The sequence below is a fragment of the Dyella terrae genome (assembly GCF_004322705.1).
Taxonomy (GTDB): Bacteria; Pseudomonadota; Gammaproteobacteria; order Xanthomonadales; family Rhodanobacteraceae; genus Dyella_D; species Dyella_D terrae.
The window spans coordinates 896303-922091 of the sequence record NZ_SIZZ01000001.1; the positions used below are offsets into that span (position 1 = coordinate 896303).

17 protein-coding genes are annotated in these 25789 nt (G+C 63.0%); 11 read left to right on the forward strand and 6 right to left on the reverse strand.

Translation table 11 applies throughout. From position 1 onward, the window contains the following. The first annotated feature begins 352 nt into the window (after nt 1–352). A complete protein-coding gene (locus EYV96_RS04120) occupies nt 353–787 on the forward strand; it encodes a transposase (RefSeq protein WP_131150216.1) in 435 nt (144 codons plus the stop codon). A gap of 498 nt (nt 788–1285) precedes the next feature. Continuing rightward, nucleotides 1286–2323: a dihydroorotase gene (gene pyrC, locus EYV96_RS04125; protein WP_131150217.1), complete on the forward strand. Its 1038-nt coding sequence runs from the start codon at nt 1286–1288 to the stop codon at nt 2321–2323. A 142-nt stretch (nt 2324–2465) separates the two neighbouring features. On the opposite strand, the gene fabV is transcribed toward pyrC, so the two are convergent. From fabV to EYV96_RS04150, 5 genes are all read right to left on the reverse strand, one after another. Continuing rightward, nucleotides 2466–3671, reverse strand: coding sequence for an enoyl-ACP reductase FabV (fabV, locus tag EYV96_RS04130; RefSeq protein ID WP_131150218.1), 1206 nt, complete (start codon nt 3669–3671; stop codon nt 2466–2468). A gap of 109 nt (nt 3672–3780) precedes the next feature. Beyond that, nucleotides 3781–6285, reverse strand: coding sequence for an efflux RND transporter permease subunit (locus EYV96_RS04135; protein ID WP_131150219.1), 2505 nt, complete (start codon nt 6283–6285; stop codon nt 3781–3783). Nucleotides 6286–6304: 19 nt separating this feature from the next. Then, nucleotides 6305–7372, reverse strand: a complete 1068-nt coding sequence (locus EYV96_RS04140) for a WD40/YVTN/BNR-like repeat-containing protein (RefSeq protein WP_131150220.1) — start codon at nt 7370–7372, stop codon at nt 6305–6307. Between the two features lie 286 nt (nt 7373–7658). After that, nucleotides 7659–9008, reverse strand: coding sequence for a DUF1329 domain-containing protein (locus EYV96_RS04145; protein ID WP_131150221.1), 1350 nt, complete (start codon nt 9006–9008; stop codon nt 7659–7661). Nucleotides 9009–9285: 277 nt separating this feature from the next. Then, nucleotides 9286–11973, reverse strand: a complete 2688-nt coding sequence (locus EYV96_RS04150; protein WP_131150222.1) for a winged helix-turn-helix domain-containing protein — start codon at nt 11971–11973, stop codon at nt 9286–9288. Nucleotides 11974–12439: 466 nt separating this feature from the next. On the opposite strand from EYV96_RS04150, the gene EYV96_RS04155 reads away from it, so the two are divergent. The 8 genes from EYV96_RS04155 to EYV96_RS04190 all read left to right on the forward strand — a co-directional run bounded on the left by EYV96_RS04155 (nt 12440) and on the right by EYV96_RS04190 (nt 22388). Then, on the forward strand, nt 12440–13432 hold the full coding sequence (locus EYV96_RS04155; protein WP_131150223.1) for a universal stress protein: 993 nt from the start codon (nt 12440–12442) through the stop codon (nt 13430–13432). A 68-nt stretch (nt 13433–13500) separates the two neighbouring features. After that, complete coding sequence (locus tag EYV96_RS04160) at nt 13501–14481, forward strand: quinone oxidoreductase family protein (protein ID WP_131150224.1); 981 nt, start codon at nt 13501–13503, stop codon at nt 14479–14481. Nucleotides 14482–14490: 9 nt separating this feature from the next. Then, nucleotides 14491–15339: a TauD/TfdA dioxygenase family protein gene (locus EYV96_RS04165; RefSeq protein ID WP_131150225.1), complete on the forward strand. Its 849-nt coding sequence runs from the start codon at nt 14491–14493 to the stop codon at nt 15337–15339. A gap of 36 nt (nt 15340–15375) precedes the next feature. Continuing rightward, complete coding sequence (locus EYV96_RS04170; RefSeq protein ID WP_131150226.1) at nt 15376–16434, forward strand: beta-keto acid cleavage family enzyme; 1059 nt, start codon at nt 15376–15378, stop codon at nt 16432–16434. Nucleotides 16435–16528: 94 nt separating this feature from the next. Then, nucleotides 16529–17848, forward strand: coding sequence for an MFS transporter (locus EYV96_RS04175; RefSeq protein WP_131151483.1), 1320 nt, complete (start codon nt 16529–16531; stop codon nt 17846–17848). 32 nt (nt 17849–17880) lie between these two features. After that, nucleotides 17881–18432 carry an RBBP9/YdeN family alpha/beta hydrolase gene (locus tag EYV96_RS04180; RefSeq protein ID WP_131150227.1) on the forward strand — a complete coding sequence of 184 codons (552 nt, stop codon included), beginning with the start codon at nt 17881–17883 and terminating at the stop codon, nt 18430–18432. Nucleotides 18433–18836: 404 nt separating this feature from the next. Next, on the forward strand, nt 18837–20648 hold the full coding sequence (locus EYV96_RS04185; RefSeq protein ID WP_131150228.1) for a DUF1302 domain-containing protein: 1812 nt from the start codon (nt 18837–18839) through the stop codon (nt 20646–20648). A gap of 102 nt (nt 20649–20750) precedes the next feature. Next, nucleotides 20751–22388 (forward strand): 3-(methylthio)propionyl-CoA ligase, encoded by a 1638-nt coding sequence (locus EYV96_RS04190; protein WP_131150229.1) that lies wholly within the window; start codon nt 20751–20753, stop codon nt 22386–22388. Nucleotides 22389–22492: 104 nt separating this feature from the next. On the opposite strand, the gene EYV96_RS04195 is transcribed toward EYV96_RS04190, so the two are convergent. Then, a complete protein-coding gene (locus EYV96_RS04195; RefSeq protein ID WP_131150230.1) occupies nt 22493–22933 on the reverse strand; it encodes a MarR family winged helix-turn-helix transcriptional regulator in 441 nt (146 codons plus the stop codon). A 173-nt stretch (nt 22934–23106) separates the two neighbouring features. Here EYV96_RS04195 and aceE point away from each other — a divergent pair, with 173 nt between their 5' ends. Continuing rightward, nucleotides 23107–25779 (forward strand): pyruvate dehydrogenase (acetyl-transferring), homodimeric type, encoded by a 2673-nt coding sequence (aceE, locus tag EYV96_RS04200; RefSeq protein ID WP_131150231.1) that lies wholly within the window; start codon nt 23107–23109, stop codon nt 25777–25779. The last annotated feature ends 10 nt before the right edge of the window (nt 25780–25789 follow it).

The following is a 25789-nucleotide window of genomic DNA, read 5'->3' on the forward strand; positions in this document are numbered from 1 at the left end:
CGGACATCGCGAACAAGCCCGGTCGAACCCTGGCAGGGCTTGCCTCCCATTTCCTTCAACACCACGGCATGCGCGGCGGCAAAAGCATTAGCAAAATCATACCCTCGATGCAACAGGAATTTGCGAAGCATCGCAAAATACCTCGGCAAGAAATCGCATTAACAGACGATATTCTTTCGCCAAGCTGACGGGTTTGCTGGTCGTGCCATGTCTGACTGGGACACGTCCGGCGCTGTCGTCGTTGCGGCGCGCCGTGCCTGCGTGGCTGCAAGCTCCCGACAACGGCCTGAGCTCGTGTTTCCGTCGGTTGCGTGATGGACTCTGGCGCGACCTGTAGTGGCTCGACCAGCGCGTGACCGAGGTGGATGTGGACATTACGCGCATCACGCAGACCGATCCCGATGCGAAGCGTCTGCAGCTGTTGCGCTGTGTAGGGCCCGTCGTGGCCACGGCACTGATCGCGGCCGTCGGCGACGCGCGGCAGTTTACCAATGGTCGACAGAAGGCCGCTTCGTTGGGGCTCACGCCACGCCAGCACAGCTCCGTCGGCCAGGAACGCTCTGGGCATCAGCAAGCGTACGTGCGCAGCCTGCTCGTCCACGGCGCACGCTCGGCCCTTCGTACGGCACCCACCAAGGATGACCGACTCAGTCAATGGTTCGTGCGCTTGTCCCAACGCGCCCACCCCAACGTCGCCTGCATCGCGCTCGCCAACAAGATGGCGCGGCTTGCCTGGGCTTTGCTGTATCGCCATCGCGATTGCGACCCGGTCCTGGCGGCCGCCTGAGACCTGCGATCCATACGTTCCATCCACGATTGCCAGCCCGCCGCACCATGGCGAACCGGTCGAACCGGCGCCGGCAGAACCCTGAAATGTCCGGGCACCCTCAAGCACGTGAAAGCGATTGGGAGCCGGCGCGCGATTGGCCCATCATGGCCCAGCACCGCAAAACGGTGTCGATGTCAGAGGCCGGATATACGTGCTCGGTCGAAATGGACGCCAAAGCTCGGAAGGCTTGCAACGGGGAGGAGTCCATATACGGACATTAGCCCCACCCCCGATAACTTGACCTAATCGCTCTCCTGCTTATCCCTGCTTTGAGTCCGGACCGGACACTGCGGGGTAGAGCTGTCCCCTGTAACCTATGCAGAAAGCCGAAGTCTTAACGCACATCGCGCGACAAAGCCGGATGCCAAGGTGGCACCAGTGGCCGCCCGCCCCGTATACGTTAGGATGCTGACAACACTGATCAATGCTCCAGCGACGGCAGAAGGCTCACGATTTATGACCACCATTTCTATCCGCACACCCGATGATTGGCATGTCCATCTGCGCGATGGCGCGCAGCTAGAGCAGACTGTCGCGGCGACAGCCCATGGCTTCGCGCGGGCCATCGTGATGCCGAATCTGGTTCCTCCGGTCTGTACGGTGGAGGCAGCCCGTGAGTACCGGAACCGGATTCGCACTGCCATCCCCGCGGGAGCCGCGTTCGAGCCTCTCATGACCTGCTACCTCACGAACGATATCGATCCTAACGAGGTAGCAACGGGTTACGAGTCGGGTGTCTTCGCAGCCTGCAAGCTCTACCCAGCTCATGCCACGACCAACTCGAGCCATGGTGTGACCGACGTTCGGCAAATCTACCCCGTGCTGGCCACCATGGAACGTATCGGGATGCCGCTGTTGATTCACGGCGAAGTGACCGATCCAGCGGTGGATGTGTTCGATCGCGAAGCGATCTTCATTGAGCGCGTACTGTCACAGATCGTGCGGGACTTCCCGGGGCTTAAGGTGGTGCTGGAGCACATCACCACCGCCGAGGCAGCTGACTTTGTCCGTGAGTCTCGCGAGCTGGTCGCCGCAACCATTACGCCGCATCACCTGATGATCAATCGCAATGCGATGTTCCAGGGTGGGTTTTGTCCGCACGCTTACTGCTTGCCGGTGGCCAAGCGCGAAAAGCATCGCATCGCGCTGCGACAGGCGGCCACTTCGGGCTCACCTCGCTTTTTCCTCGGTACGGACTCCGCTCCCCATCCTCGCGCGGCGAAGGAATCGGCATGCGGTTGCGCGGGGATATTCAATGCACCCGTGGCGATGGAAGCGTATGCGCAGGTGTTCGAAGAGGAAGGTGTGCTAGACCGTCTTGAGGCTTTTGCTTCGGAGCATGGGCCGCGGTTCTATGGCCTTCCCCTCAATGAGAGTCGGGTTACGTTGACGCGCAGTCCGTGGCAGGTGCCGGATGTGATTGAAGTCGGAGGTCAGCCAGTGGTGCCCTTTCTCGCCGGGCAAACCCTGGAGTGGCGCCTCGACCGGAATTGATTCGCCAAGCAGAGCTCTGCATGAAGAACAAAAAGGCCGCCCAATGGGCGGCCTTTTTGTCATCGGTGAGAGGTGTAGGAATCGAACCTGCGTGATCCATCTTTGAAACAAAACCCAGCCGGCCGCCCTGCTCTCTCCCGAATCAGAGCTCTACCACGTCAAAGCGACGATCCGAGTCCACGTCTTCCTCGTAGTTCACATCTTCGCGCGCAAACCCGAACAGACGCAGGAAGTCCTTCTTGAAGCCGGCGTAGTCGGTCAGCTCATTGAGGGTTTCGGTGGTCACCGTGGGCCACAGTGCTTTGCAGGCCTTCTGGACGTCTTCGCGCAGCTCCCAGTCGTCGAGGCGCACGCGACCTTCGTCGTCGAGTGCCGTCGGCTGGTGATCCTTGCGGTAGAGGCGATCGCGGAACAGGCGGTTGGCCTGTTCGATGGTGCCTTCGTGGATGCCCAGTTCCTTCATGACGCGGAAGGCGATGGCGATGTACAGCGGCAGAACCGGGATGGCGGCGCTGGCCTGGGTCACGACGGACTTCATCACGCCGACGTAGGCGTCCAGATGCTCGGCCTTGTGCTCGGCCATCAGCTGCCTGGCGGTGTTGTCCAGGTGCTGTTTGGCCTGGCCGAGGGTGCCGTGCCAGTACATCGGCCAGGTGATTTCGGTGCCGATATAGCTGTAGGCGATGGTCTTGGCGTGGTCGGCCAGGACGCCGGCGCTGCTGAGCGCGTCGATCCAGAGCTTCCAGTCCTCGCCGCCCATCACGGTGACGGTGTCCTTGATTTCCAGCTCGGTCGCCGGCTCCACCGACGTCTGCACGACGGTGTCCTTGTTGGTGTCGATCGAGTTGGCGGTGAAGGTTTCGCCGATGGTCTTCAGCGAGGAGCGCACGACTTCACCGGTGTCCGGCAGCTTGCGCACCGGCGATGCCAGCGAGTAGACCACCAGGTCGATCTTGCCGCCCATCTCGTTCTTGATCATCTCGATGGCGCGCTCGCGCGTCTCGTTCGAGAAGGCATCGCCGTTGATCGAGCGGCTATACAGGCCTGCCTGCTTGGCGAACTTGTCGAAAGCGGCCGAGTTGTACCAGCCGGCCGTACCGGTCTTGGTATCGCTGCTCGCCTTCTCGAAGAACACGCCCAGCGTCGCCGCGCCGTAACCGAAGGCAGCGGTGATGCGCGAGGCCAGGCCGTAGCCGGTGGATGCGCCGATCACCAGCACGCGCTTGGGACCCTCGCCCAAGTCGCCCATCGCCTTGGTGATGTCGATCTGGTCCTGCACGTTGCGTTCGCAACCGACGGGGTGAGCCGTGACGCAGATGAAACCACGGACTTTGGGGTTGATGATCACGCGATGACTCCAGGAGGGGCATGAAACAGTCCCTATGTTAACCCGGGCCTGTCGCCATGCGCCGCCGTAGGGACACCTCGCCCTGTCCGGATGCCCGCCCCGCCTCCGGCTACCGGTGGCCCGAGCTCGCCTGGGGCCGTACCAGGCGGGCCCCGTTCGTCGTCGACCCGAAGCTCTTGGGGCGCTCGACTTCGGCGCTGGCCGCCTGCAAGGCCGAATCGCGAAGCAGGAAATGGGATAGCGCAGGGATGAGTACGAGCGCGCCCACCATGTTCCACAGGAACATGAAGGTCAGCAGGATGCCCATGTCGCCCTGGAACTTGATCGGCGAGAACGCCCAGGTCACCACGCCGGCGGCCAGCGTGACACCCACGAGGGCGACGACCTTGCCGGTGAACTGCACGGCATGTCGATACGCCTGGGCAAGCGGCACCCCGGCGCGTTGCTGGGCGAGCTGGATGGAAAGCAGGTAGAGCGCATAGTCCACGCCGATGCCTACGCCCAGCGCGATAACCGGCAAGGTGGCCACCTTGACGCCGATGCCCAGGATCACCATCAAGGCCTCGCAAAGGATCGACGTGAGCATCAGCGGCACGACGGCCACGACGACCGCCCGCCACGACCGGAACGTCACGAAGCACAGCACGATCACAGCGCCGTACACATAGAACAGCATGGTGTGATCGGCCTGCCGCACCACCATGTTGGTGGCCGCATCAATGCCGGCGCTGCCGGCGGCAAGCAGGTACTGCCGGTCCTTGGCACCGTGCGCGGTGGCGAACGACGCGGCGGCAGCAACGACGCGATCGAGCGTTTCCGCGCGGTGATCGGAGAGATAGGCGATCACCGGCATGATGGAGCACGCGTTGTTGAACAGGTCCGGGTTGTTCACCGACGCCTGCTGCGCACCGTAATTAAGCACGTCCTGGTTGCGCGCGATCGTCAGCCATTTGGGGTTGCCTTCATAGGAACCGGCGGTGATCTGGCGCACGGCATCGCCGAGGAAGGTGGTCGCCTGCACGCCGGGCACTTGTTGCAGCGCCCACGCGAGTCGGTCCGCCTCGACCAGCGTCTGATACTTCAGGCAGCCTTCGGGCGGCGTCTTGACGATGACCGCAAAGACGTCGCTGGAAAGCGAATAGTTGCTGGTGATGTACGTGTTGTCGCGGTTGTAGCGCGAATCGGCACGCAGCTCCGGAGCGCCTGATTCCAGGTCGCCGATTTTCAGGTGCGTGCTTATCGCGAAGGCGCCGACCGCCAGCACTGCCGATACGCCCAGCGCGGCCATGGCCCAACGGCGCGTGGTGAAGCGATCCAGCCAGTGCCAATGCGAGTGGCTGCCCTTCCCTTTGGCCAGGTCCTTCTCAGCGCGCAGCGTTCGCGCCGCCGCGGCCGGGTCGACGCCGGTATAGGAAAGCAGTACCGGCAACAACAACAGATTGGTGAAGATCAGCACGGCGACGCCAATGCTCGCGGTCAAAGCAAGATCCTTGATCACCGGGATGTCGATCATCATCAGCACGCCAAAGCCCACGGCATCGGCCAGCAAAGCGGTGACGCCCGCAAGGAAGAGGCGGCGGAAGGTGTAGCGCGCGGCAACGAGGCGATGCGTGCCTCGACCGATGTCCTGCATGATGCCGTTCATCTTCTGCGCGCCGTGGGACACGCCAATCGCGAAGATCAGGAACGGCACCAGGATAGAGAACGGATCGAGCGAAAAGCCCAGCAGCGCCACCAGACCCAGCTGCCAGACCACCGCAACGACGGAGCACAGGATGACCAGCGCCGTGCTGCGCACGCATCGCGTGTAGCCAAAGATGACCAGCGTCGCGATCAACGCGGCGATGCCAAAGAAGCTCATGACCTTCACCAGACCTTCGATGAGGTCGCCGACGAGTTTGGCGAAGCCAATGACATGCAGGCGGACCTTGACGCCTGGCGTCGCTTCATAGTGCGCGCGGATACCTTCCAGCGAACGCGACAAGGTGCTGTAGTCGATGGGTTTGCCGGTCTCCGGATTCTTGTCCATTAACGGCACGAAGATCATGCTGGACTTGAAGTCGTTGCCCACGTAGCGGCCGACGATGCCCGAGCGCGCGATGTTTTGCTTGAGTTGCGAGGTACTCTGCGGCGAACCATCGTAGTTGTCCGGCATCACCGGACCGCCGCGAAAGCCCTCCTCCGTGACCTCCGTCCAGCGCACCGATGGCGTCCACAGCGACTTGACCCAGGCGCGATCGACACCGGGGGTCAGGAAGAGATCGTCGTTGATCTTCTTCAGGACTTCCTGGTACTTCGGATCGAAGATGTTGCCGTCTTCGTTTTCCACCACCACGCGCAACGAGTTACCCAGGCCGCGAAGCTCGCCCGCGTTCTCCAGGTAGTTGCGAATGTAGGGGTGGTGACTGGGAATCATCTTCTCGAAGCTGGCGTTGAAACTCAGTCGCGTCGCCGCGAACCAGCCCAGAACCATCGTGGCCATCACGCACGCCATCACCATGATGAAGCGGTGATTGAACACCAGTCGCTCCAGCCAGTTGCCGGAGCGCTTGTCGAAAGCTTCGATGGACCGCACGACGGACTTGCGATCAAGCAGTTTGGGAGAAACAGTCATGAAATAGATCCTGGCCGGCTTACTGCAGCGCCTGGGCGCGTACGCCCTTCGCGCCGACCGTCACGATGACGTCACCGGATACCGCCACCGCTGATGCGGGTGCAGGCTTGGCCGGTCGATGGGAAACAAAATGCTCGCCGCCGTCGCGGCTGAAAAGGACCGTGCCGGACTGGCTCACCAGGGCAAGCCCCTGCGCACCGAAGCTCGATCCGCCGGTGATGCTGTCCTGCACGCCGGTATCCACGGGCGACCAGTGGCTACCGCCGTCGGTGCTGCGATAGGCGTTGCCGCGCAGGCCGTAGACCACCACGGCATCGGTGGTTCCTGCTATGCCGAAATAGGTGCCTTTGTACGGCGTTTCCAGCGCATGGAAGCGCCCCGCTTCGCGATCAAGCTTGAGCACCAGACCCTGCTCGCCGGTGATATAGACGTCCGTACCGATGCCATGCACGGCGTACAGGTGAAGTCGATCCGGGTTATCGGTGCGATCAAACCACGATACCCAGTGTTGCCCGCCATCCGTCGTCTCGAAGATGACGTTGAACGCGCCGACGACAAAGCCATGCTGCGCGTCGGCAAACCACACGCCGAGAAACGGGTTCTCAGCGCCTTGCGCTGCCGTGTGACCCACTTCGTCGACCAGCTTGTCGGCTTGCGCCTTGTCACCGAGCTCGCCCTTCGCGGCACGTGCGCGGATCTGCTCCAGCATCAGTGGCCCCGTGCGACGACCATCCATCTGCAAGGACCAGTTCAGGCCGCCATCCGTGGTGTGCAGCACGACACCGTCGTGCCCCACGGCCCATCCGAGGGCGGGCGTTGGGAAACTCAGGGCGACCAGGTCGGACGACACCGGCACCCTCGCCTGCTTCCAGCTCGCGCCATGGTCATCGGAGTAGACGATATGACCGCGTTGGCCCGCGGCGATCATTCGCTGGCCTGCGACGGCCAGGTCATTGAGCAAACCCCTGGCGGCCAATGGACTCATGTCCGCTGGCGTGTCCAGCACATCGCTGAAGTCGGCGATCGACACAGCGGGAAGCGCGAGCGCCAGAGCGACCAGCGTGCGACAGATGGATGGCTTGAACATGGGATGCCCCGAAAATCTACAACTGAACCAATCTCGTGATACCGGATGCCCGGCGTCATGCATCACGTGTAAAGACAGGTGATGCCGCGTCACGAGGTGCGTGGCAAATGGCGGTGGGACGCTGTGCTGGTCGGGTAACGCTGGACGCAAACCCTCCCCCGAGAACCTTGCTCGTCGCCGCAGTCAGACAGCGTGTACTTCACCACCGCCATTGCCATGCCAGGGAGTCGCGAAGCGAAGGTGGCTTCGCTCCGCGACCATACTCACGATCCTTCCTGATGGACGCTCAGCGAACACCCGATCCGGCCAGCGACTCCGGAGCCCAGTCGCGCTCAGACAAGGGCTTGGTGTAACGCACGCCCCCCGTCTCGCCGGAGAAGCCAGTCAACGAATACGAGCCGGCCATGAGGTCGTAGATGCCATGCAGGTCGGCTACCGGCGCGGGCATGTCATAGGCTGGCGTGATGTACGCGAAACCCGTGCGGAACAGTTGGCCGCGCGCGTCATACGCTTCGGAGGCAACGGCTGCCCAGCTGTCCTCGTCGAGATAGAACGTGCGCTTGCTGTAGATGTGGCGCTTGCCGGCAGCGAGCGTCGCCTCGACCACCCACACGCGATGCTTTTCCCAGCGCACGTCGGAGGGGTTGAGGTAGCTCGGCGTCAGCAGATCATCGGCCTTTGAACCGTAGGCCATCTTGTAGTCGTTGTACGGAACGAAGATTTCCTTCTTGCCAACGAGCTTGAAGTCGTAGCGTTCCATGGAGCCGTTGAAGAGGAACACATCGTCAAAGGTGGACGAACCGCCCGAGCCCGGGTTGGGCGTATCGAACGCGAGATCGGGGGCGACCTTCACGCGGCGCTGGCCCGGCAGGTACTGCCATGCCTTGCGGCCCTTGTCGCTGTAGTTGAGCGGATCGACGATCTGCATCGCCTCACCCGCGCGACGCGCCGGGCCGGTGTAGGTCAGGCGCTGTTGCCAGAACACATCCGCGCCAGGCTTGCTGGTATCCCAGTACGGATACTCTTCGACGGCATTGCCTTCGGTGGACAGCGTCGCGTGCCCGGAGGCGTCGACGTTGTAGTTGCGATACTTGGTGTCATAGGCCACGCCGTTGAAGCGCACCAGGTGGTTCCACATCGCTTCGAAGCCGGTCTGCGGCATCGGGAACGGGAAGCCCGCGTGGCAGCCACTCATGGAACGACCGCCCGCATCGGTCTTGGCTTCCACGGCGCACTTGGCCGTGTTCTCGATGACGAATTTCGGGAAGGCGGCCGTGCGATGAGTCGGATACACGTCGATGTGATAGCCCGGATACTTCTTCATCAGGGCCTTGGTGCCCTCGGTCAGATTGGCCGAGTACTTGTCCATGTTCTTGGCGTCGATCGACATCAGCGGCTTTTCACCGGCAAACGGGTCGGGACGGATGCCGCTACCTGCCTTGAATCCGGAAGGCGGGCTCGTAAGGCCGCCGCTGTAGGCGGGAATGGCGCCATCGGCGCTACCGGCCATGTCTGCGCCAACGCCGGTGAGCGTGGTGCCAAGCTTCTTTGCCTCGTCGGATGAAACGCTGGCATGGCCGACGCCGGAGATCAAAACGGCAATGGCCCCGGCGATCAAGGCTTTGCGTAATTGCATGCGCGTACTCCTCACAATGGTGATTCCAGCGTCGGGGCGCATGCTCTGGCACCACCCACGCTCTCTAGTTGCCTGGCTCTCGTCACCGGTCTTCGCGTCCCGCCTGACTGGCAGGGACACGCCAAAGCGGTCGATACCCATTGTTAGGAGCGCTGAAAACCACACCCCCCCCAAAACGTCGGGGGAGGGGCAAGCAAGTCAACGGGAGGAGCCGGTCTCCGGAGGCGTACGCCGGGGTCTACGGGGCGGCAAACGCAGCGCCTACCAGCTTTGGCGGCTATTCCAGACCCTGGATGAGACCGAGCAGCTGTGCGCGGTGGACGACATGCCGGCGGGTACCTACCCCCAGCTTGCCGAACAGGTTTTTAAGATGCCATTTCACGGTGGCCTCACCCACTGCCATCGCCTGGGCAATTTCCTTGTTCGACAGGTTGCGCGCCAGGAACTCGAGCACTTCGCGCTCCTTGGGCGTCAACACCATGCTTGGCATGACACGCGGGCCGCCCTGGCGCTGATCCATGGGCGGCGGAATCACGCGCGACGGCGACGCGGCAACCGTGGCCGGTTCGCCGCTTGCCTCTTCCATGACGCGATAAGCCCAGTCGGTGAGCACCGGATGGGTATCGGTAAACAGGCGCACGAAGCCATAGGTCCGGGCCAGGCTCATGGCTTCGATCATCAGCGTGCGGCCGTCTTCGCCGTTGCGGTCCAGAGCAAAGGCGCGAAGTGCCATGCATTCGATGCGAAAGCGTCCCAGGTGGGCCTGTTCGGCCAAGGGGGCCGCTCGTGCCACGGACTCCAGCACGCCGGGCCAATCCTGGGCGGCCATCGCGCTGTAGGCATGGGCCATGGCGCTCACCATCTCGACGTTCCGTCGCCACAAGGGGCCGCGGCCAGGGCTTTCGCTGGCCACCATCTCGTCGATGCGCGCGATGAGTGCCGAGCACGTCTCGCGGCGAAAGCGGCTGGCATGCATGCGCACCTGCTCTCCCAGGCTGGCAATGCACAGACGCGGCAGTCGGCGTGCAGCACCAATGGCGAACGATGCTTCCAGGATATCCAGCGCGCGATGCTCCTCGCCCTGCGCGGCCGCCACGCGTGTCACGGTGCGATAGCCGACCAGAATCGACTCGGGCGCCCCGACGCGCTCCAGGACGTCCAGGCGATTGGCGAGCAAGGCCACCGCTTCGTCCATGTGATCGCGCTCGTAGGCAATGGAGGCGAGCAACGCGGCGAACATGCACGACAAAGGATGTCGTCGTCCGAACTTCGCATCGATGGAGACCAGGGCGGCACGCAAACCTTCTTCGGCGAGAAGGATCTGTCCTTCCCACACAAAACTCAGGCCGATGATGAAATCGCGCCAACGTATCGCGTAGTCGGGCTCCCTTGGCAAATCCGTGCCTGGCGTCGTGCACAGGCGCCGCGCCTCCGCCGGATCACCCTGCAGCAGGGCCATCATGGCAAGGCGGTTGATGTGCATTCGCTGGAATTTGGGCTCCTCGGCCGGCGGGGCAGCCTTCCACGGGGCCAGCATGCCGACGCAGCGATCAGGATCGTCCGCGTAGTAGGCCGCGCCGCTGGCAATCAGCACGCATTCGTAGCGCAAGGCGAGATTCACGTCCGGCCGCGACAGGATCAGGCCAACCATGCGCTCAGCTTCTTCGTGACGCTCACTCACGGCCAGCGACCACGCCGCCGCCAGCCGCAGCTGCGGATGTTGATCAAGCACGGACTCAGGCAGTACATCGAGCCATTCGCGCATCGTGCCCATGTGGCCCTGGATCACCGCCTCGTAGAGGCCCTTCTGCGCCAGGTCGACGGCAACGCCTTCCCTGCCCGCCTCCCGCGCATGGCGCGCGGCCTGCGTCAGCATGCCGTGTGCGGCCAGCCAGTCCTGCGCGCGGCCATGCAAGTCGTCCCTCTCCCACTCGGGTAGTTCAGCCAGATGCAGGCGCAGTGCATCGAGGGCGAGCAGATGCAGGCGGTACCAGTCGGAGTCTTCGCCAACGACGAAGATCGGCGTCTCGCGGGCAAGCCGCGCCAGTCGCTGCGGTGCCCCCTGGTCACCGGTAAGCGCAACGCACAGATCCGGATGCAGCTGATCCACCACGGCAACGCGGGTGAGAAATGCCACGTCCTCCGGCGCGAGTTTGGCGGTCAGTGCCTCAACCAGCTGGTTGCGTGAATCGGGCGAGTGCGGCCCCACCACGCTGCGCAGATCGCTGCCCCGCTCCATGGCAGCCAACACAAGCTGCAGGCCCAGCGGCCAGCCTTCCGTCAGTTCGTGCAGCCGCGCACAGGTGTCAGGATCCGCCTTGGCGCCGATGCGGTTGCGCACCAAGCCAATGGTTTCCTCCAGCGTGAATCGCAGCGTCTCGACGCCCACCGAAGTCGACAGGCCATAGGCTTCCAGGTCGGCCACCATCGACGCGAGATCGGAGCGACCCGCCGCCACGACGCGCAAGTTGGGCGGCGCGTTGTGCAGCAGATAATTGAGTGCAGCCTGGCTGCCCGGATGCAGGCGTTCGGCTTCATCGATCATCAGCACCATCGACAGCGGGGCCTGGGCCACCTCGCTGAGCCACGCGGTGACGCCCTCGTACTCGCCGATCGCCACGGAAGCACTTTCCAGCAGCGTCGCGCCGAACTGCGGTCGACCACACCCCATGCGCACCGCAAGCACAAGGCTGTGCAGCATGCGCTGGGGATCCGGGCTTCCGTCGGCCGAGATCCAGGCGACTGCCCATCCGCGCGCGAGATATTCATGTCGCCATTGCGCGAGCAGTGAAGTCTTGCCAAACCCCGCGGGTGCCTGCACCAGGATGAAGGGCCGCTCGCGGAACTGCTCGTCATCCAGGCCCAGGCGTGGCCGCACCAGCAAATAGCGCGGCGCACGCGGCGGCGTGGTTTTCAGAACCAGTTCGGCAATGGCGGGAGCTGCTCCGCCGGCTGTAAGGGCCATCAAGCTGATCCAGGTAGGCTGCCGCGAATTTCCCGAAAGAATGAGGCTGTGGCCCTGCCCTCGCTCCCTGAGCGACCCACCCAAGGCGTGCGCCACAAATCATTGTAGTCACGCTGCAACCGGCGTCGCTACTCATCACTCACCCTTCACGAGACTCCCCCTCCTAGCCGGGGGGGGTCTCCCTGGCGAGGCGTACCTAGCCTTGGATTCGTGACAGAACATGTCTGGCGATCCAGCCGTCCGACGCCTGGGGTCCGGTGGGCGCGCGCGCCGGCCGGATGGGGGTGGAGTCCAACCGATGAGCCTTCGCAAACGGAGGCTCCACTGGGCGGCCGGGCGCGCGCCTGTCGGGAAGCGACGGTGGATTGCATCGCTACCCACGCAACAGCACATGTTCCGGCGGCCATCGCAAGGTGCGGTGGGCTCGACGCCGCGGTCGCAGGTAGTACATCTGTTTGGAGTCCGCATGTATCGTCATCTCCTGGTTCCGCTCGATGACAGCGATCTGACGATCGAAACGGTCAGCAAGGCCGTGAATCTCGCGCGTGCGCTTGGAGCCCGGGTCAGCTTTGTGCATGTGCACGATCATCGTTCGGCGCAGCCCGATGGCAGCGACGACGAGACTGGCTACGCCGACACCTATCGCGATCGCGCCCGTGCACTGCTGACCAAGGCCGAAGCGGCCGCGCGTGCGCTCGGCGTTCCTTGCGATTCAGTCATCCTCGATGGCGCCCTGCCTTATCAGGCGATCCTCGACACCGCGCGGAAGCTCGGTTGCGATCTCATCTTCATGGCGCCTCACGGTCATCGCGCGGTGCGTGGCGCCGCACTGGGTTCCCAGACAGCCAGCGTGCTGATGTCGGGCGAGCTGCCGGTACTCGTGTCCTCGGCTCAGCCAGCTGGCCAGGTCCACCCGATGATCGAGATCATCCGTGACGAGCACCGCGCGCTCTCTGCGGTGCTGCACGCATGGATATACCTGCTCAACCGGGACGCCGCGTGCAGCGCCGAGGATGTCGATCTCATGCGCGCCATGGCCCGGTACGTCATTGAACTGCCGCTCGCCCTCCAGCATCCAAAAGAGCACGGCTATCTGTACGTCGTGCTGCGCGGACGCACGGCCGTCGTTCATGCCGAGCTCGATGAGCTGGAACGCCAGCACGAACGCGAGCGCGCGATGGCCGAAGCGCTGGCCGAAGGCGTGGAGCGTTTCAGCCAGGGCCAGTGGGTTCAGGGGCAGCTTCGGGATGCCGTCGAGAACTACGCGCAGTTCATGTGGGAACACGTGGGGCGCGTCGAGGGCGTGATTCTTCCCATCGCTCAACGTTATCTCTCCGAAGCCGATTGGAACGAGATTTTCACGGCGGCCACTCGCCAGGGAAGTCCGCGTGCCAACGGCGAGGCAAAGGCTGCCTTCCAGCAGTTGTTCTCTCGCATGGCGCACCTGGCACCGCCATGACGCCACGCCACCCCATGGTCAGCAGTACGCGGCGCCTCGCGCCGATGGTTTGAGCACAGGAGTCTCCCTTGGAACACGCTATCCGTTTTTACGAGTCAGGCAGCCCCGATGTGCTGCGCTACGAATCCGTCCAGGTAGGCTCGCCCGGCCCGGGCGAAGTCCGTTTGCGGCATCACGCGGTGGGGCTCAACTTTGCCGACACCTACTTTCGTAACGGCACGTATCCCATTCCGTTACCCAACGGCATGGGTGTCGAAGCGGCCGGTATCGTCGAGGCCGTCGGTGCGGGCGTCGCCAACGTGGCCGTCGGCGATCGCGTGACGTACACCGGTTTCCTCAACACCCTGGGTGCCTACAGCACGGCCCGAATCGTGCCCGCGGCACCGCTGATCCGCCTGCCCGAAGCCATTGCCACGGAAACGGCTGCGGCCATGACCATGCGTGGCCTCACCGCCGCCTACCTGATGCGTCGCATCTATCCCTTCCAGGCGGGTGAAACACTGCTTCTGCATGCCGCAGCCGGCGGCGTGGGCCTGATCGTTTCGCAATGGGCCAAGCTGCTCGGCCTGCGTGTCATTGGCACGGTGTCGACGGAAGAAAAAGCCGCTGTTGCGCGGGCCCACGGCTGCGACGAGATCATCAACTACAGCCACGAAGACATCGCGGCACGTGCGCGCGAGCTGACGGATGGCAGGGGTGTGTCCGTGGTGTTCGACTCGGTGGGCCAATCCACCTTCAACGCTTCACTCAACTCACTGCGTCGGCGCGGACTCATGGTGTGCGTCGGCACGGCCTCCGGCACCATCCCGCCGTTCGATCCGCAGATTCTCGCCATGAAGGGTTCGCTGTACCTGACGCGACCGGCACTGGCCGACTACATCGCCGATCCTGTGGACAAGGCGGCACTCGCCGAGGAACTTTTCGGCCACGTGTCGTCCGGCCGCATCAAGATCGAAATCAACCAGCGGTATGCGCTGGAGGATGCGGCGCAGGCGCACCGCGATCTCGAGTCGCGTAAGACCACCGGCTCGTCGATCTTCGTCATCTGAGGCAACGCCATGCGCATTGAGCAACTCACCTGCAACATTGGCGCCGAACTCTTCGACGTCAATCTTGCGGATGCCGTTCACAACGACGACCTGTTCGGCGAGATCAAGTCCGCGCTGCTCAAGCACCGCGTGCTTTTTCTGCGTGACCAGGACATCAGCCGTCAGGATCACGCGGCGTTCGCCCGTCGATTCGGGGAGCTGGAAGACCACCCGATCGTACCCAGCCATCCGGACGCCCCGGGGCTGGTGCAGATCTACAAAACCCCCGACGCGCCGGCAGACCGCTACGAAAACGCCTGGCACACCGACGCGACCTGGCGCGCCAACCCGCCCATGGGCTGCGTGCTTCGTTGCGTCGAATGCCCGCCGGTCGGCGGCGATACCATGTGGACCAACATGGTGGCGGCATACGACATGCTGCCGGCCCATATCAAGAAGCAGATCGCGCCTCTGTATGCGCGCCATAGTATCGAGGCGTCCTTTGGCGCGGCCATGCCCATCGAGCGTCGCCATGCCCTGCGCGAGAAGTATCCCGATGCCGAGCACCCGGTGGTGCGCACGCACCCGGAAACGGGCGAGAAGGTGTTGTTCGTCAACGCATTCACCACGCACTTCACCAACTTCCACACGAAAGAAAACGTGTGCTACGGCCAGGACGCCAATCCTGGCGCAAGCCTGCTGCTCAACTACCTGATCAGCCAGGCCCACATTCCCGAATACCAGGTGCGTTGGCGCTGGAGCAAAAACAGCATCGCCATCTGGGACAACCGTTCGACACAGCACTACGCGGTCATGGACTACCCGCCCTGCCATCGAAAGATGGAGCGCGCTGGCATCGTCGGCGACGCCACGTTCTGAACCCCAACCCACCATCACAGAGCAACAGGACACGCCATGAACTTCCTCGACGGTTCGCTGATTCCCGAGTACCAGGACAAGCTGGTCATCACCGCTGCGCCCTATGGCCCCGAGTGGATCCCTTCGGATTTTCCCGAAGACATCCCGGTCACCATGGAGGAGCAGATTCAGAAGGCGGTGGATTGCTATAACGCCGGTGCCAGCGTGCTGCACTTGCATGTGCGCGAGCTGGATGGCCGCGGTTCGAAGCGCCTGTCGATGTTCAACGAGCTGATCGCCGGCGTGCGCAAGGCCGTGCCTGACATGGTCATCCAGGTGGGCGGCTCGATTTCATTCGCCCCGGAAACCGATGGCGCAAGCGCCAAGTGGCTGAAGGACGACACCCGCCACATGCTGGCCGAACTCGATCCCAAGCCCGACCAGGTGACCGTCACCGTCAACACGGTGCAGATGAATATCGTCGAGCAGATGGAGATGGCTGACCTGGCCGGCACGTCCATCGCCGAGCCGCAGACCTACCAGGCCTATCGCGAGATGATCGTGCCGTCGGGCCCGGGTTTCATTGAAGAGCACATCAAGCGCCTTACCGCTGCCGGCATCCAGAGCGCGTTCCAGTTCTACAATATCAACAGCTACGAGACCGTCGAGCGGTTGATCCGTCGCGGCGTGTACAAGGGTCCGCTGGTGATGAACTGGGTGGCGATCGGTGGCGGCATGGATGCACCCAACATCTACAACATGGCCAATTTCCTGCGCGCCATTCCCGATGGCTCCATGCTGACCGTCGAGAGCAGCATGCGCAACGTGCTGCCCATCAACATGATGGGGATCGCCATGGGGCTGCACGTGCGTTGCGGCATCGAGGACAACCTGTGGAATCAATCGCGCACCGCCAAGATGACGACGGTGGAACAGATCGAGCAGCTGGTGCGCATCTCCCGCGAATTCGGTCGTGACATTGCCAATGGCAAGGAAGCGCGCGAGATCCTGAAGATCGGCGTGTTCTACGACACCATCGAAGAGACCCTGGCCGCCAACGGCTTTTCACCCAACCGCAAGCCGGTGAAGCCGGCACTGGCTGAACTTGCAGCCTGAGTCGTCACGGCCTGCGGATGCGGTCAATGCCGCGTCCGCGGGCCTTCACACCCACACATTCGGCAGCGTTGTCGCCGAGGAGGCCAACTTGGGCATGCACTACGTCGAGGCATCCACACTGGGAACGCCGGTCACATCCGTGGCCAGGCCACGCCTATATGCGTGGCTGGTGTTCGCGCTCACGTTCGGCCTCCTCCTGTCGGACTACATGTCGCGCCAGGTGCTCAACGCCGTCTTTCCGCTGCTCAAAGCCGAATGGGGGCTTTCGGATACGCAGCTTGGCTCATTGTCCGGTGTGGTCGCGCTGTTGGTCGGTGTACTGACCTTCCCCCTTTCGGTGATGGCGGATCGCTGGGGGCGAGTGCGCAGCATCCTGCTGATGGCGACGCTCTGGAGCCTCGCCACGCTTGGGTGTGCGATCTCCACCAACTACGGTGAAATGCTGACGGCCCGCTTCTTTGTCGGCCTCGGCGAAGCCGCCTATGGCAGCGTGGGCATTGCGCTGATCATCAGCATCTTTCCGTCACACCTGCGCTCCACGCTCACGGGTGCCTTCATGGCTGGCGGCGCGTTTGGCTCGGTGGTGGGCATGGCCCTCGGCGGCGTGTTCGCCGCGCGATTCGGCTGGCGTTCGGCGTTTGTCGCCATGGCGATCTTTGGCGCAGCGCTGGTCGTGATGTATGCGCTGACGGTCAACGAGCGGCGCGTGCGCACAAGCCAGGGCCAAACCACGGAGTCGCGACTGAACCGGCCCGGCTTCAAGCTTTCACTACGCAACCTGTTTGCAGGACTCTTCTCCACCACGTCCGTGATCTGCGCGTATATCGGCAGCGGTCTGCAGCTGTTCATCATGGCGGCCATCATTGCGTGGATGCCGAGTTACCTCAATCGCTACTACGCGATGAAGCCTGACCAGGCGGGCGTCACTGCCGCGGTGTTCGTGCTTATCGGCGCCATTGGCATGGTGGTCTGCGGTGCTGTCACTGATCGCGTGTGCCGCCACTCGCCGCCACGAAAAATGGCCATGGCGATTGCGTACTGCGTGACGACGGCGATGATCCTTGGCGTAGCCTTTCAGATGACGCCCGGCACGCCTCAGCTTATTGCTATCGGCATGGGCATGTTTCTGGTTGCAGGCACCTGCGGGCCTGCGGGGGCCATGGTCGCCAATCTCACGCCCACGCCGATTCACGCGACGGCCTTTGCAACGCTCACGCTTGCCAACAATCTGCTGGGCCTTGCACCCGGGCCGTTGCTGACGGGCGTACTCGCCGATCGCGTAGGCCTGCTTGATGCGTTCAAGGTGATTCCCTTGATGGCACTGTTTGCCGCCCTCGCCTTCTGGATCGGTCGTACCCACTACGCGTGTGACATCGAGCGTGTCCAGTCACCCGCACTGGCCACCGAAGTTTGATCTTTGCGGCCCCTATCTGACGGAAGCGCCAAGTGACCACCCCGACCATCCTCTTTGTGCCCGGCCTACGCGACCACGTCTCGCAACACTGGCAAACCCTGCTTCAAGCGAAGCTTCCAAGCGCGCGCTCCGTGCCGCCGCTAGAGCATGACAAGCTGAGTCGCGCAGCTCGTGTGGCGGCGCTTGACCGGGCGTTGGAGGCCATCGATGGCCCAGTGATTCTTGTCGCCCATAGCGCTGGAGTGATGATCACCGTGCATTGGGCACAGACGCACCGCCGCCCGATTCATGGCGCACTTCTGGCCACCCCTGCTGACCTGGAAACACCGATGCCAGCGGGCTATCCAACCACCGACACGTTGCACGAGCACGGTTGGTTGCCCGTTCCGCGCGCACCTTTGCCCTTCCCTTCTCTGGTCGCATCAAGCGACAACGATCCACTGTGCGCTGCACCGCGCGCCGCGGAGCTGGCCAATCAGTGGGGTAGCTTGCTGGTGGAGTTGGGGGCGGTTGGGCACCTCAATCCCGCAGCCGGTTATGGCCCGTGGCCCATGGCACAGACACTCATCGACACCCTGCTGTGACGCCGCTTTTGCCCCACTGATTGAATGCCGGTTGTGAGATGCATTTGCGTCGCAAGTGCGACGCTTTTCCCGTGCGCGCTGGTTGGAATGGTGAACAACGGCCTCCCCCACCGGACTGGGGGGGGCCTTACTCAACCACCGGCTGGAATCTGGACATACCAGAAGCCACCACTGGCGGCTTCGCCGGAGAGGGAACGTGAATTCCCGCGCAGCCGCTTTGTGGTGTGCATTCGGCGAATGTGCAGCGCTGGCGGTAGCGTCCACCCGAAAGCACTTCGCCCCGCAGCTGGGGAGAACTTCATGGGCGGCCTGGCGGGATGTATCCGGATGTGAAGCTCCAGCCGAAAGCGCGGGAGCTCCGGTCAACTTACACAGACGCAAAAGACATGGGGGAGGACAGTTGCATGATGAAGTTTGAAGGGGGGATCGAGCGCCGCGGCGTTGTTGCCATTCGCCGGACGGCGCTGGCCGTCGCTATCGCGCTTGGGTCGGTGGGCACGCTACACGCCACCGAGTTCAACACGAGCAATCCCGATCTCGATATTCGCTGGGACAACACGATTCGCTACAACCTGGGACATCGCGCGCATTCGCAGGATCAGTCGATCCTCAACAGTCCCAACAATGACGATGGTGACCGCAACTTCGGCAACAACGCGATCGTCACCAATCGCGTGGACCTGATCAGCGAGTTCGACTTCATCTACAAGAAGAACTACGGCTTTCGCGTCAGCGCCAACGGCTGGTACGACAACGCGTACAACTCGCTGGACAACAACCACGTTTCCTCGTCCAACCATATCGTCAATGGCAAGCCCGCCCTTGGACTGCCCAACTACACCGAACGCTATTTCAACGGCCCGTCCGGCCAGATTCTCGACGCGTTCGTATTTGCCAACTTCGACGTTGGTGGCGTGAACGTCAACACCAAAGCCGGTCGCTACGACCTGTTCTGGGGCGAGGCCTTGCTCAATCCGATCCATTCGCTGAGCTACGGCCAGTCGCCGCTGGACATCGGCAAGCTGCTGACCGTGCCCGGTGCCACTGCCAAGGAACTGTTCCGTCCGCGAACGCAGGTGTCGGCGCAGATCCAGGCAACGCCCACGCTTTCGTTTGAAGGCCAGTACTTCCTTCGCTGGGACCAGGTGTATTACCCCGAGTCGGGTTCGTACATGGACCCGAACGATGCGGTGTTGCAAGGCGGCCAGTCGATCTACATCAACGCCACGCAGCGTGCGCTGCGAAGACAGGACGTTAGGCCGCACGGCTCGGGCGACTGGGGTGTGTCGATGCACTGGAGCCCGGAGGCCATCGACTCGACCATCGGCCTCTACTACCGCAACACGTCTGATATCCAACCCCAGTTCATGCTGGCACCGGCGGTCGCGCCCAATGTGCCCGCCGCCGCATGCAAGGCGCTTGGCTTCCAGTCGCTCACCCCGACCCTCTGCTACATCAATCCATCGATGGCCAGCGTGCCCCAGGTCCTGGCCGGCAACGTGGGCAAGTACATGGCCACCTATGCCGACGGCATCGACATCTATGGCGCAAGCTTCGCCAAGCAGATCCTTGGCATCAGCTTCAGTGCGGAAGTGAACTACCGCCACAATATGCCGCTGGTGAGCATCCCGGTGCAGTTGCTGCCGGCGCCGCTGGCCGGCAAAGTGGTGGGCGCCATCAGCACGGCGCCGTCGAGCGGGGATACCGCAGGCGCTCGTGGCGACACCTGGCATGCCGTCACCGACTTTGCCGGCATCGTCCCCAAAACGCCGCTGTTCGATACCGCGAACTACGTGGTCGAATTCGTGTGGAGCCGCTGGAACAAGGTTACACAGAACCCCAATGCCTTCGAAGGCACCAGCCCGGGCTATGCTGGCATCGACAAGCCGAGCCGCAACTACGTCGGCACCCAGTTGAGCTTCACGCCAACGTGGTTCCAGGTGTATCCGGGTGTCGACTTGCTTGCGCCAATGACCTACACGATGGGCCTGTCCGGCAATTCCGCCGTGACGTTCGGCGGCAACAAGGGCATGGGCAACTTCTCCTTCGGCGTCGGTGCGGACGTTCACCAGCGCTATCGCTTCGACCTGAAGTACATCGGCTACGTGGGTCGCCTTGCCGTCAATCAGGCGGGCGTCGTGACGTCCAGCGCCGGCCTGGCGTCGCTGCTGCGCGACCGCAACTACATCGATCTCACGTTCCAGACCACGTTCTGACGGCATCCGTCTGGTGCCGTCGCGACACAGGCGGCGGCATCAGATGAATCCAGCGCGGAACCGCTTCACGCTCCTCCCCTGCCTCCTGCTCGGAATACGACAATGATCGGATTGATGATGCAGCAACCGCTGCTTGTCGCCTCCCTGCTGACCCACGCGTGCCGCCATCACGCCGATCAGGAGATCGTGTCACGCCGCGTCGAAGGTGGCATCCATCGCTACCGGTTCGTCGACCTTGGCGTTCGGTCGCGCCGCATGGCGAACGCACTGGCCGCCCTTGGCATCCAGCCCGGCGACCGCGTCGCCACGCTGGCATGGAACGGCTATCGCCATCTGGAAATCAACTTTGCAGTCTCCGGTTCCGGTGCCGTGCTTCACACCATCAATCCACGACTGCATCTGGATCAGATCGCCTATATCGTCGAGCACGCGGACGACCGCGCCATCTTCTTCGACCTGACGTTCCTTCCCATTATCGAGGCACTGCAGGCGCGCCTGTCCACGCCACGGTTGTTCGTGGCCATGTGCGATGCCGCGTGCATGCCGCCCGCCAACGATTCACTGCTGTGCTACGAGCGCCTGATCGAAAGCCACAAGAGCGACTTTGACTGGCCGACGATGGACGAAAACACGGCGTCGTCGCTTTGCTACACCTCGGGTACCACCGGTCACCCGAAGGGCGTGCTTTACAGTCATCGATCCACCGTGCTGCATTCGTATGCCGGCGCGCTGCCGGACGCATTCAACTGTTCCGCGCGCGACACCATCCTGCCGGTCGTGCCGATGTTCCACGTCAACGCGTGGGGCCTCCCGTTCATTGCCTGCATGGTCGGCGCCAAGCTGGTGCTGCCGGGCCCGGCGCTGGACGGCAAGTCGCTTTACGAGTTGATTGAAGCCGAGCAGGTGACGATGTCCGCCGGCGTGCCCACGATCTGGCAGGGTCTGCTTGCGCATGTCACCGCCCAGGGCGGCCGATTCTCATCGATGAAACGCACCGTGATCGGTGGCGCGCCCTGCCCGACCGCGATGGCAGCGGAGTTCCAGAAAGTACACAACGTGGACGTGCTGCACGCCTGGGGCATGACCGAGCTCAGCCCGCTGGGCACGGTCTGCAGCCTCAAGGCCCAACACCTCAGCCTCCCCGAAGACGCGCGCTACGGCATCCAGGCCAAGCAGGGTCGCGCTGTATTCGGCATCGACATGAAGATCGTCGATCACAACGGCAAAAGTCTGTCGTGGGATGGCGAGTCGGTCGGCGACCTGCTGGTTCGCGGGCCGTGGGTCGCCAGCGCCTATTTCGGCGACACGGCAACGTCCCCGCTTAGTGACGGGTGGTTTCCTACCGGTGACATGGCTCGGATCGATCGCGACGGCTTCATGCAGATCACCGATCGCAGCAAAGATGTCATCAAGTCCGGCGGCGAGTGGATCAGTTCCATCGATATCGAGAACATCGCCTGCCTGCACCCCGGCGTTGCGAGCGCCACCTGCATTGGCGTGCGCCACCCGAAATGGGACGAGCGTCCTTTGCTGCTGATCACCAGGGCCGCCGGCAGTGCCTTGGAGAAGGACGAGCTGCTGTCGTTCTTCGATGGCAGGCTGGCCCGTTGGTGGAAGCCGGACGATGTTGTCTTCGTGGATAGCTTCCCCCTTGGGGCTACTGGCAAAGTACTCAAGAACAGGCTGAGGGAGCAGTTCGTCGATCACTACGCCGGTGGCAATACTGCAAAACAGTCATAGCGCCGCAGCATGATCTGCTACTTGCCGTTATCGATCTGCCCCAGGCAGGCTGAAACCGCGTGCGTGAAAGTGGCTGAGGACGGAATGCGCCTCCCCACCAGCCGCTACGCCTTGCGGGCAGCCAGCGCCGCGCGATCAAGTGCCTCTGAAAAGCCCCGTTGATCATCCGCATCGAACTGGCTCAGAAAGAGTTCGTTCACGGCTGCCTCGTAAATCTTCCACATCCGCTTGCGAAGCACACGGCCCTCTTCGGTGATCGTGACATAGGCCGCGCGCCCATCATCCGGCGACCGCGCACGTATCACGAGCCCCTCTTGCTCCAAACGATCGACCAGACGCGTGAGGTTGTAGCGCTCGATCACCAGCGTGTCGGCCAGCTCGTGCATACGGCGCGTCCCGTCCTTGCCGCTTTCCACGCCCCAGAGTGCGTCGTACCAGGCATAGGCAGGCAACTGTGCTTCGGCGAGTCGACGTTCGATCTCCCGAATCAAGGCGCGATGCGAGCGCACAAACGAAAACCAAAGGTCCGGCTTCTTGTTGGCCATTGGCGTTGTCTCCCGTGCCCAGTGAGTTGCAATCGCAATTATATCCCGGCATGATCGGCTGGCCGACGATTGCAATTGCAATCGTCCATGGCGCCCTCCCAAAGCGCCCCACCTTTATCCCTGTCCGCCATCACGTGGCGCGTTCCGGCGTGCCCGTTCATTCGGAGGTACCCATGAATCCCCCTCTCGTGCAGCCCGACATCGACCCTGCGGAAACGCGCGAATGGCTCGAGGCGTTCGAGGCGGTCACCAACGCGGATGGGCGCACCCGCGCGCATTACCTGATCGATCAGCTCAGCGACTTCGATGTCCACCGGCACGGCGATCTGCACGGCCGCGTCACCACGTCCTACGTGAATACCATTGCGCGGGCTCGCCAGCCGGATTACCCCGGCAACCTGGCGATCGAACAGCGACTCAACGCCTACATCCGCTGGAACGCGATGGTGATGGTGCTCCGGGCGGGCAAGCATTCGAACGTCGGCGGCCATATCGCCACGTATCAGTCCGCAGCTGTGCTCTATGACGTGGGCTTCGATCACTTCTTCCGCGGACGCACCGACAAATTCGACGGCGACATGGTCTACATCCAGGGTCACTCCGCGCCGGGCATCTATGGGCGTGCGTTTGTCGAAGGCCGCCTCAGCGAGGAGGTGATGGACAACTTCCGTCGTGAGTCGGCCACTGCCGGGCTGTCCTCCTATCCGCATCCGCGCCTGATGCCCGATTTCTGGCAGTTCCCCACGGTGTCCATGGGGTTAGGGCCGCTGACCGCCGCCTACCAGGCGCGTTACATGCGCTACCTGGAGTATCGCGGGCTGAAGGAACATCAGGGCCGCAAGGTCTGGGCGTTTCTTGGCGACGGCGAGATGGACCAGCCCGAATCCCTGGCGGCCATCTCTGTCGCCGGACGCGAGCGACTGGATAACCTGATCTTTGTCGTCAACTGCAACCTGCAGCGCCTGGATGGCCCGGTGCGCGGCAACAGCAAGGTGATGCAGGAACTTGAGGGGACGTTCCACGCAGCGGGCTGGAACGTCATCAAGGTCATCTGGGGCAGTGGCTGGGATCGCCTTTTGGAGAAGGACACGAGCGGCCTGCTTCGCCAGCGCATGATGGAGTGCGTCGACGGCGACTACCAGACCTTCAAGTCGCAGAACGGCGCCTATGTGCGCGAGCATTTTTTCGGCAAGTATCCAGAGTTGCTGGCCCTGGTGGCCGATATGTCGGACGAAGACATCTGGAAGCTCACGCGCGGCGGCCACGATCCGGAAAAGGTGCACGCAGCCTACGCGCAGGCTGTCGCCACCCAGGGCCGGCCAACGGTGATCCTGGCCAAGACCGTCAAGGGCTTTGGGATGGGCGAAGCTGGCGAAGGCCAAAACATCAATCACCAGTTGAAGAAGATGAGCGCGGATGCGGTCCGTGCGTTCCGCGATCGCTTTGCGCTGCCAGTCAGCGATGCGCAGCTTGACGACATGCCGTATCTGCGTCCGGAGCCTGGCAGCGAGGAAGCCCGCTATTTCGCTGCGCGCCGCGCCGCACTCGGCGGCCAGCTTCCCTCTCGCCATCACAATGTGCCTGCGCTGCCGATACCGTCGCTTTCCAGCTTCGATGGCCTTCTCAAGGGCAGCGGCGAGCGCGGGCAATCCACCACCATGGCGTTCGTCCGCATCCTCAGCACGCTGCTGAAGGATCCCAACCTCGGCAAGCTGGTCATCCCCATCGTTCCGGATGAGTCGCGCACGTTCGGCATGGAAGGCCTGTTTCGCCAGATCGGCATCCACTCCTACCTCGGCCAGCTTTACACCCCGCAGGATGCCGGGCAGCTGAGCTATTACAAGGAGGCCAAGGACGGGCAGATCCTGCAGGAAGGCATCAACGAATCCGGGGCCATTTCGTCGTGGATCGCGGCGGGCACGTCCTACAGCAACCATGGCTTGACCACGATTCCGTTCTACATTTTCTATTCCATGTTTGGCCTGCAACGCGTCGGCGATCTGGCCTGGGCTGCTGCCGATGCCAGGACGCGCGGCTTCCTGCTGGGCGCAACCTCGGGGCGCACCACCCTGATGGGAGAGGGCCTGCAGCATGACGACGGCCATAGCCACGTGCTGTCGTCCGTCATTCCCAGCTGCATCTCGTACGACCCGACGTTCGCCTATGAGCTGGCCGTCATCGTCCAGGACGGCATGCGGCGCATGTTCGCCGAGCAGGAAGACATCTACTACTACATCACCATCCTCAACGAGAACTACCCTCACCCGGCCATGCCCGAGGGTGTTGAAGCGGGGATCCTCAAGGGCCTCTACCTGCTGCGCGAAGACAGCACCACATCAAAGGAAGCACCGCGTGTGCAATTGATGGGCAGCGGCGCCATCCTCAACGAAGTGTTGGCGGCGGCCGAACTCCTGAAGAAGGACTACGCGATTCACTGCGATGTCTGGAGCGCGACCAGCCTCACCGAAGTTCGTCGCGATGGCCTCGCTGCCGAGCGCTGGAACATGCTTCATCCAGAAGCCGAGCCCCGCGTGCCTTACGTTCAAACTTGCCTGGCTGGCCGCCGGGGTCCGGTGGTGGTCGCTACCGATTACATGAAAATCGTGGGTGACCAGATTCGTCCGTTCGTCCCTGACCGCCGCTTCGTCGCATTGGGCACGGATGGTTTTGGTCGCTCCGATACGCGAGCCGCGCTGCGCACGTTCTTCGAGGTCGACCGACACTTCATTGCGCTCGCGGCACTCAAAGCGCTGGCCGATGACGGGCAGGTGCCGCGCTCACGGGTTTCCGATGCCATCCTGGCATTCGGCATCGATCCGGAAAAGACCGATCCGGCCGCCGTGTGACGCCGAGGCT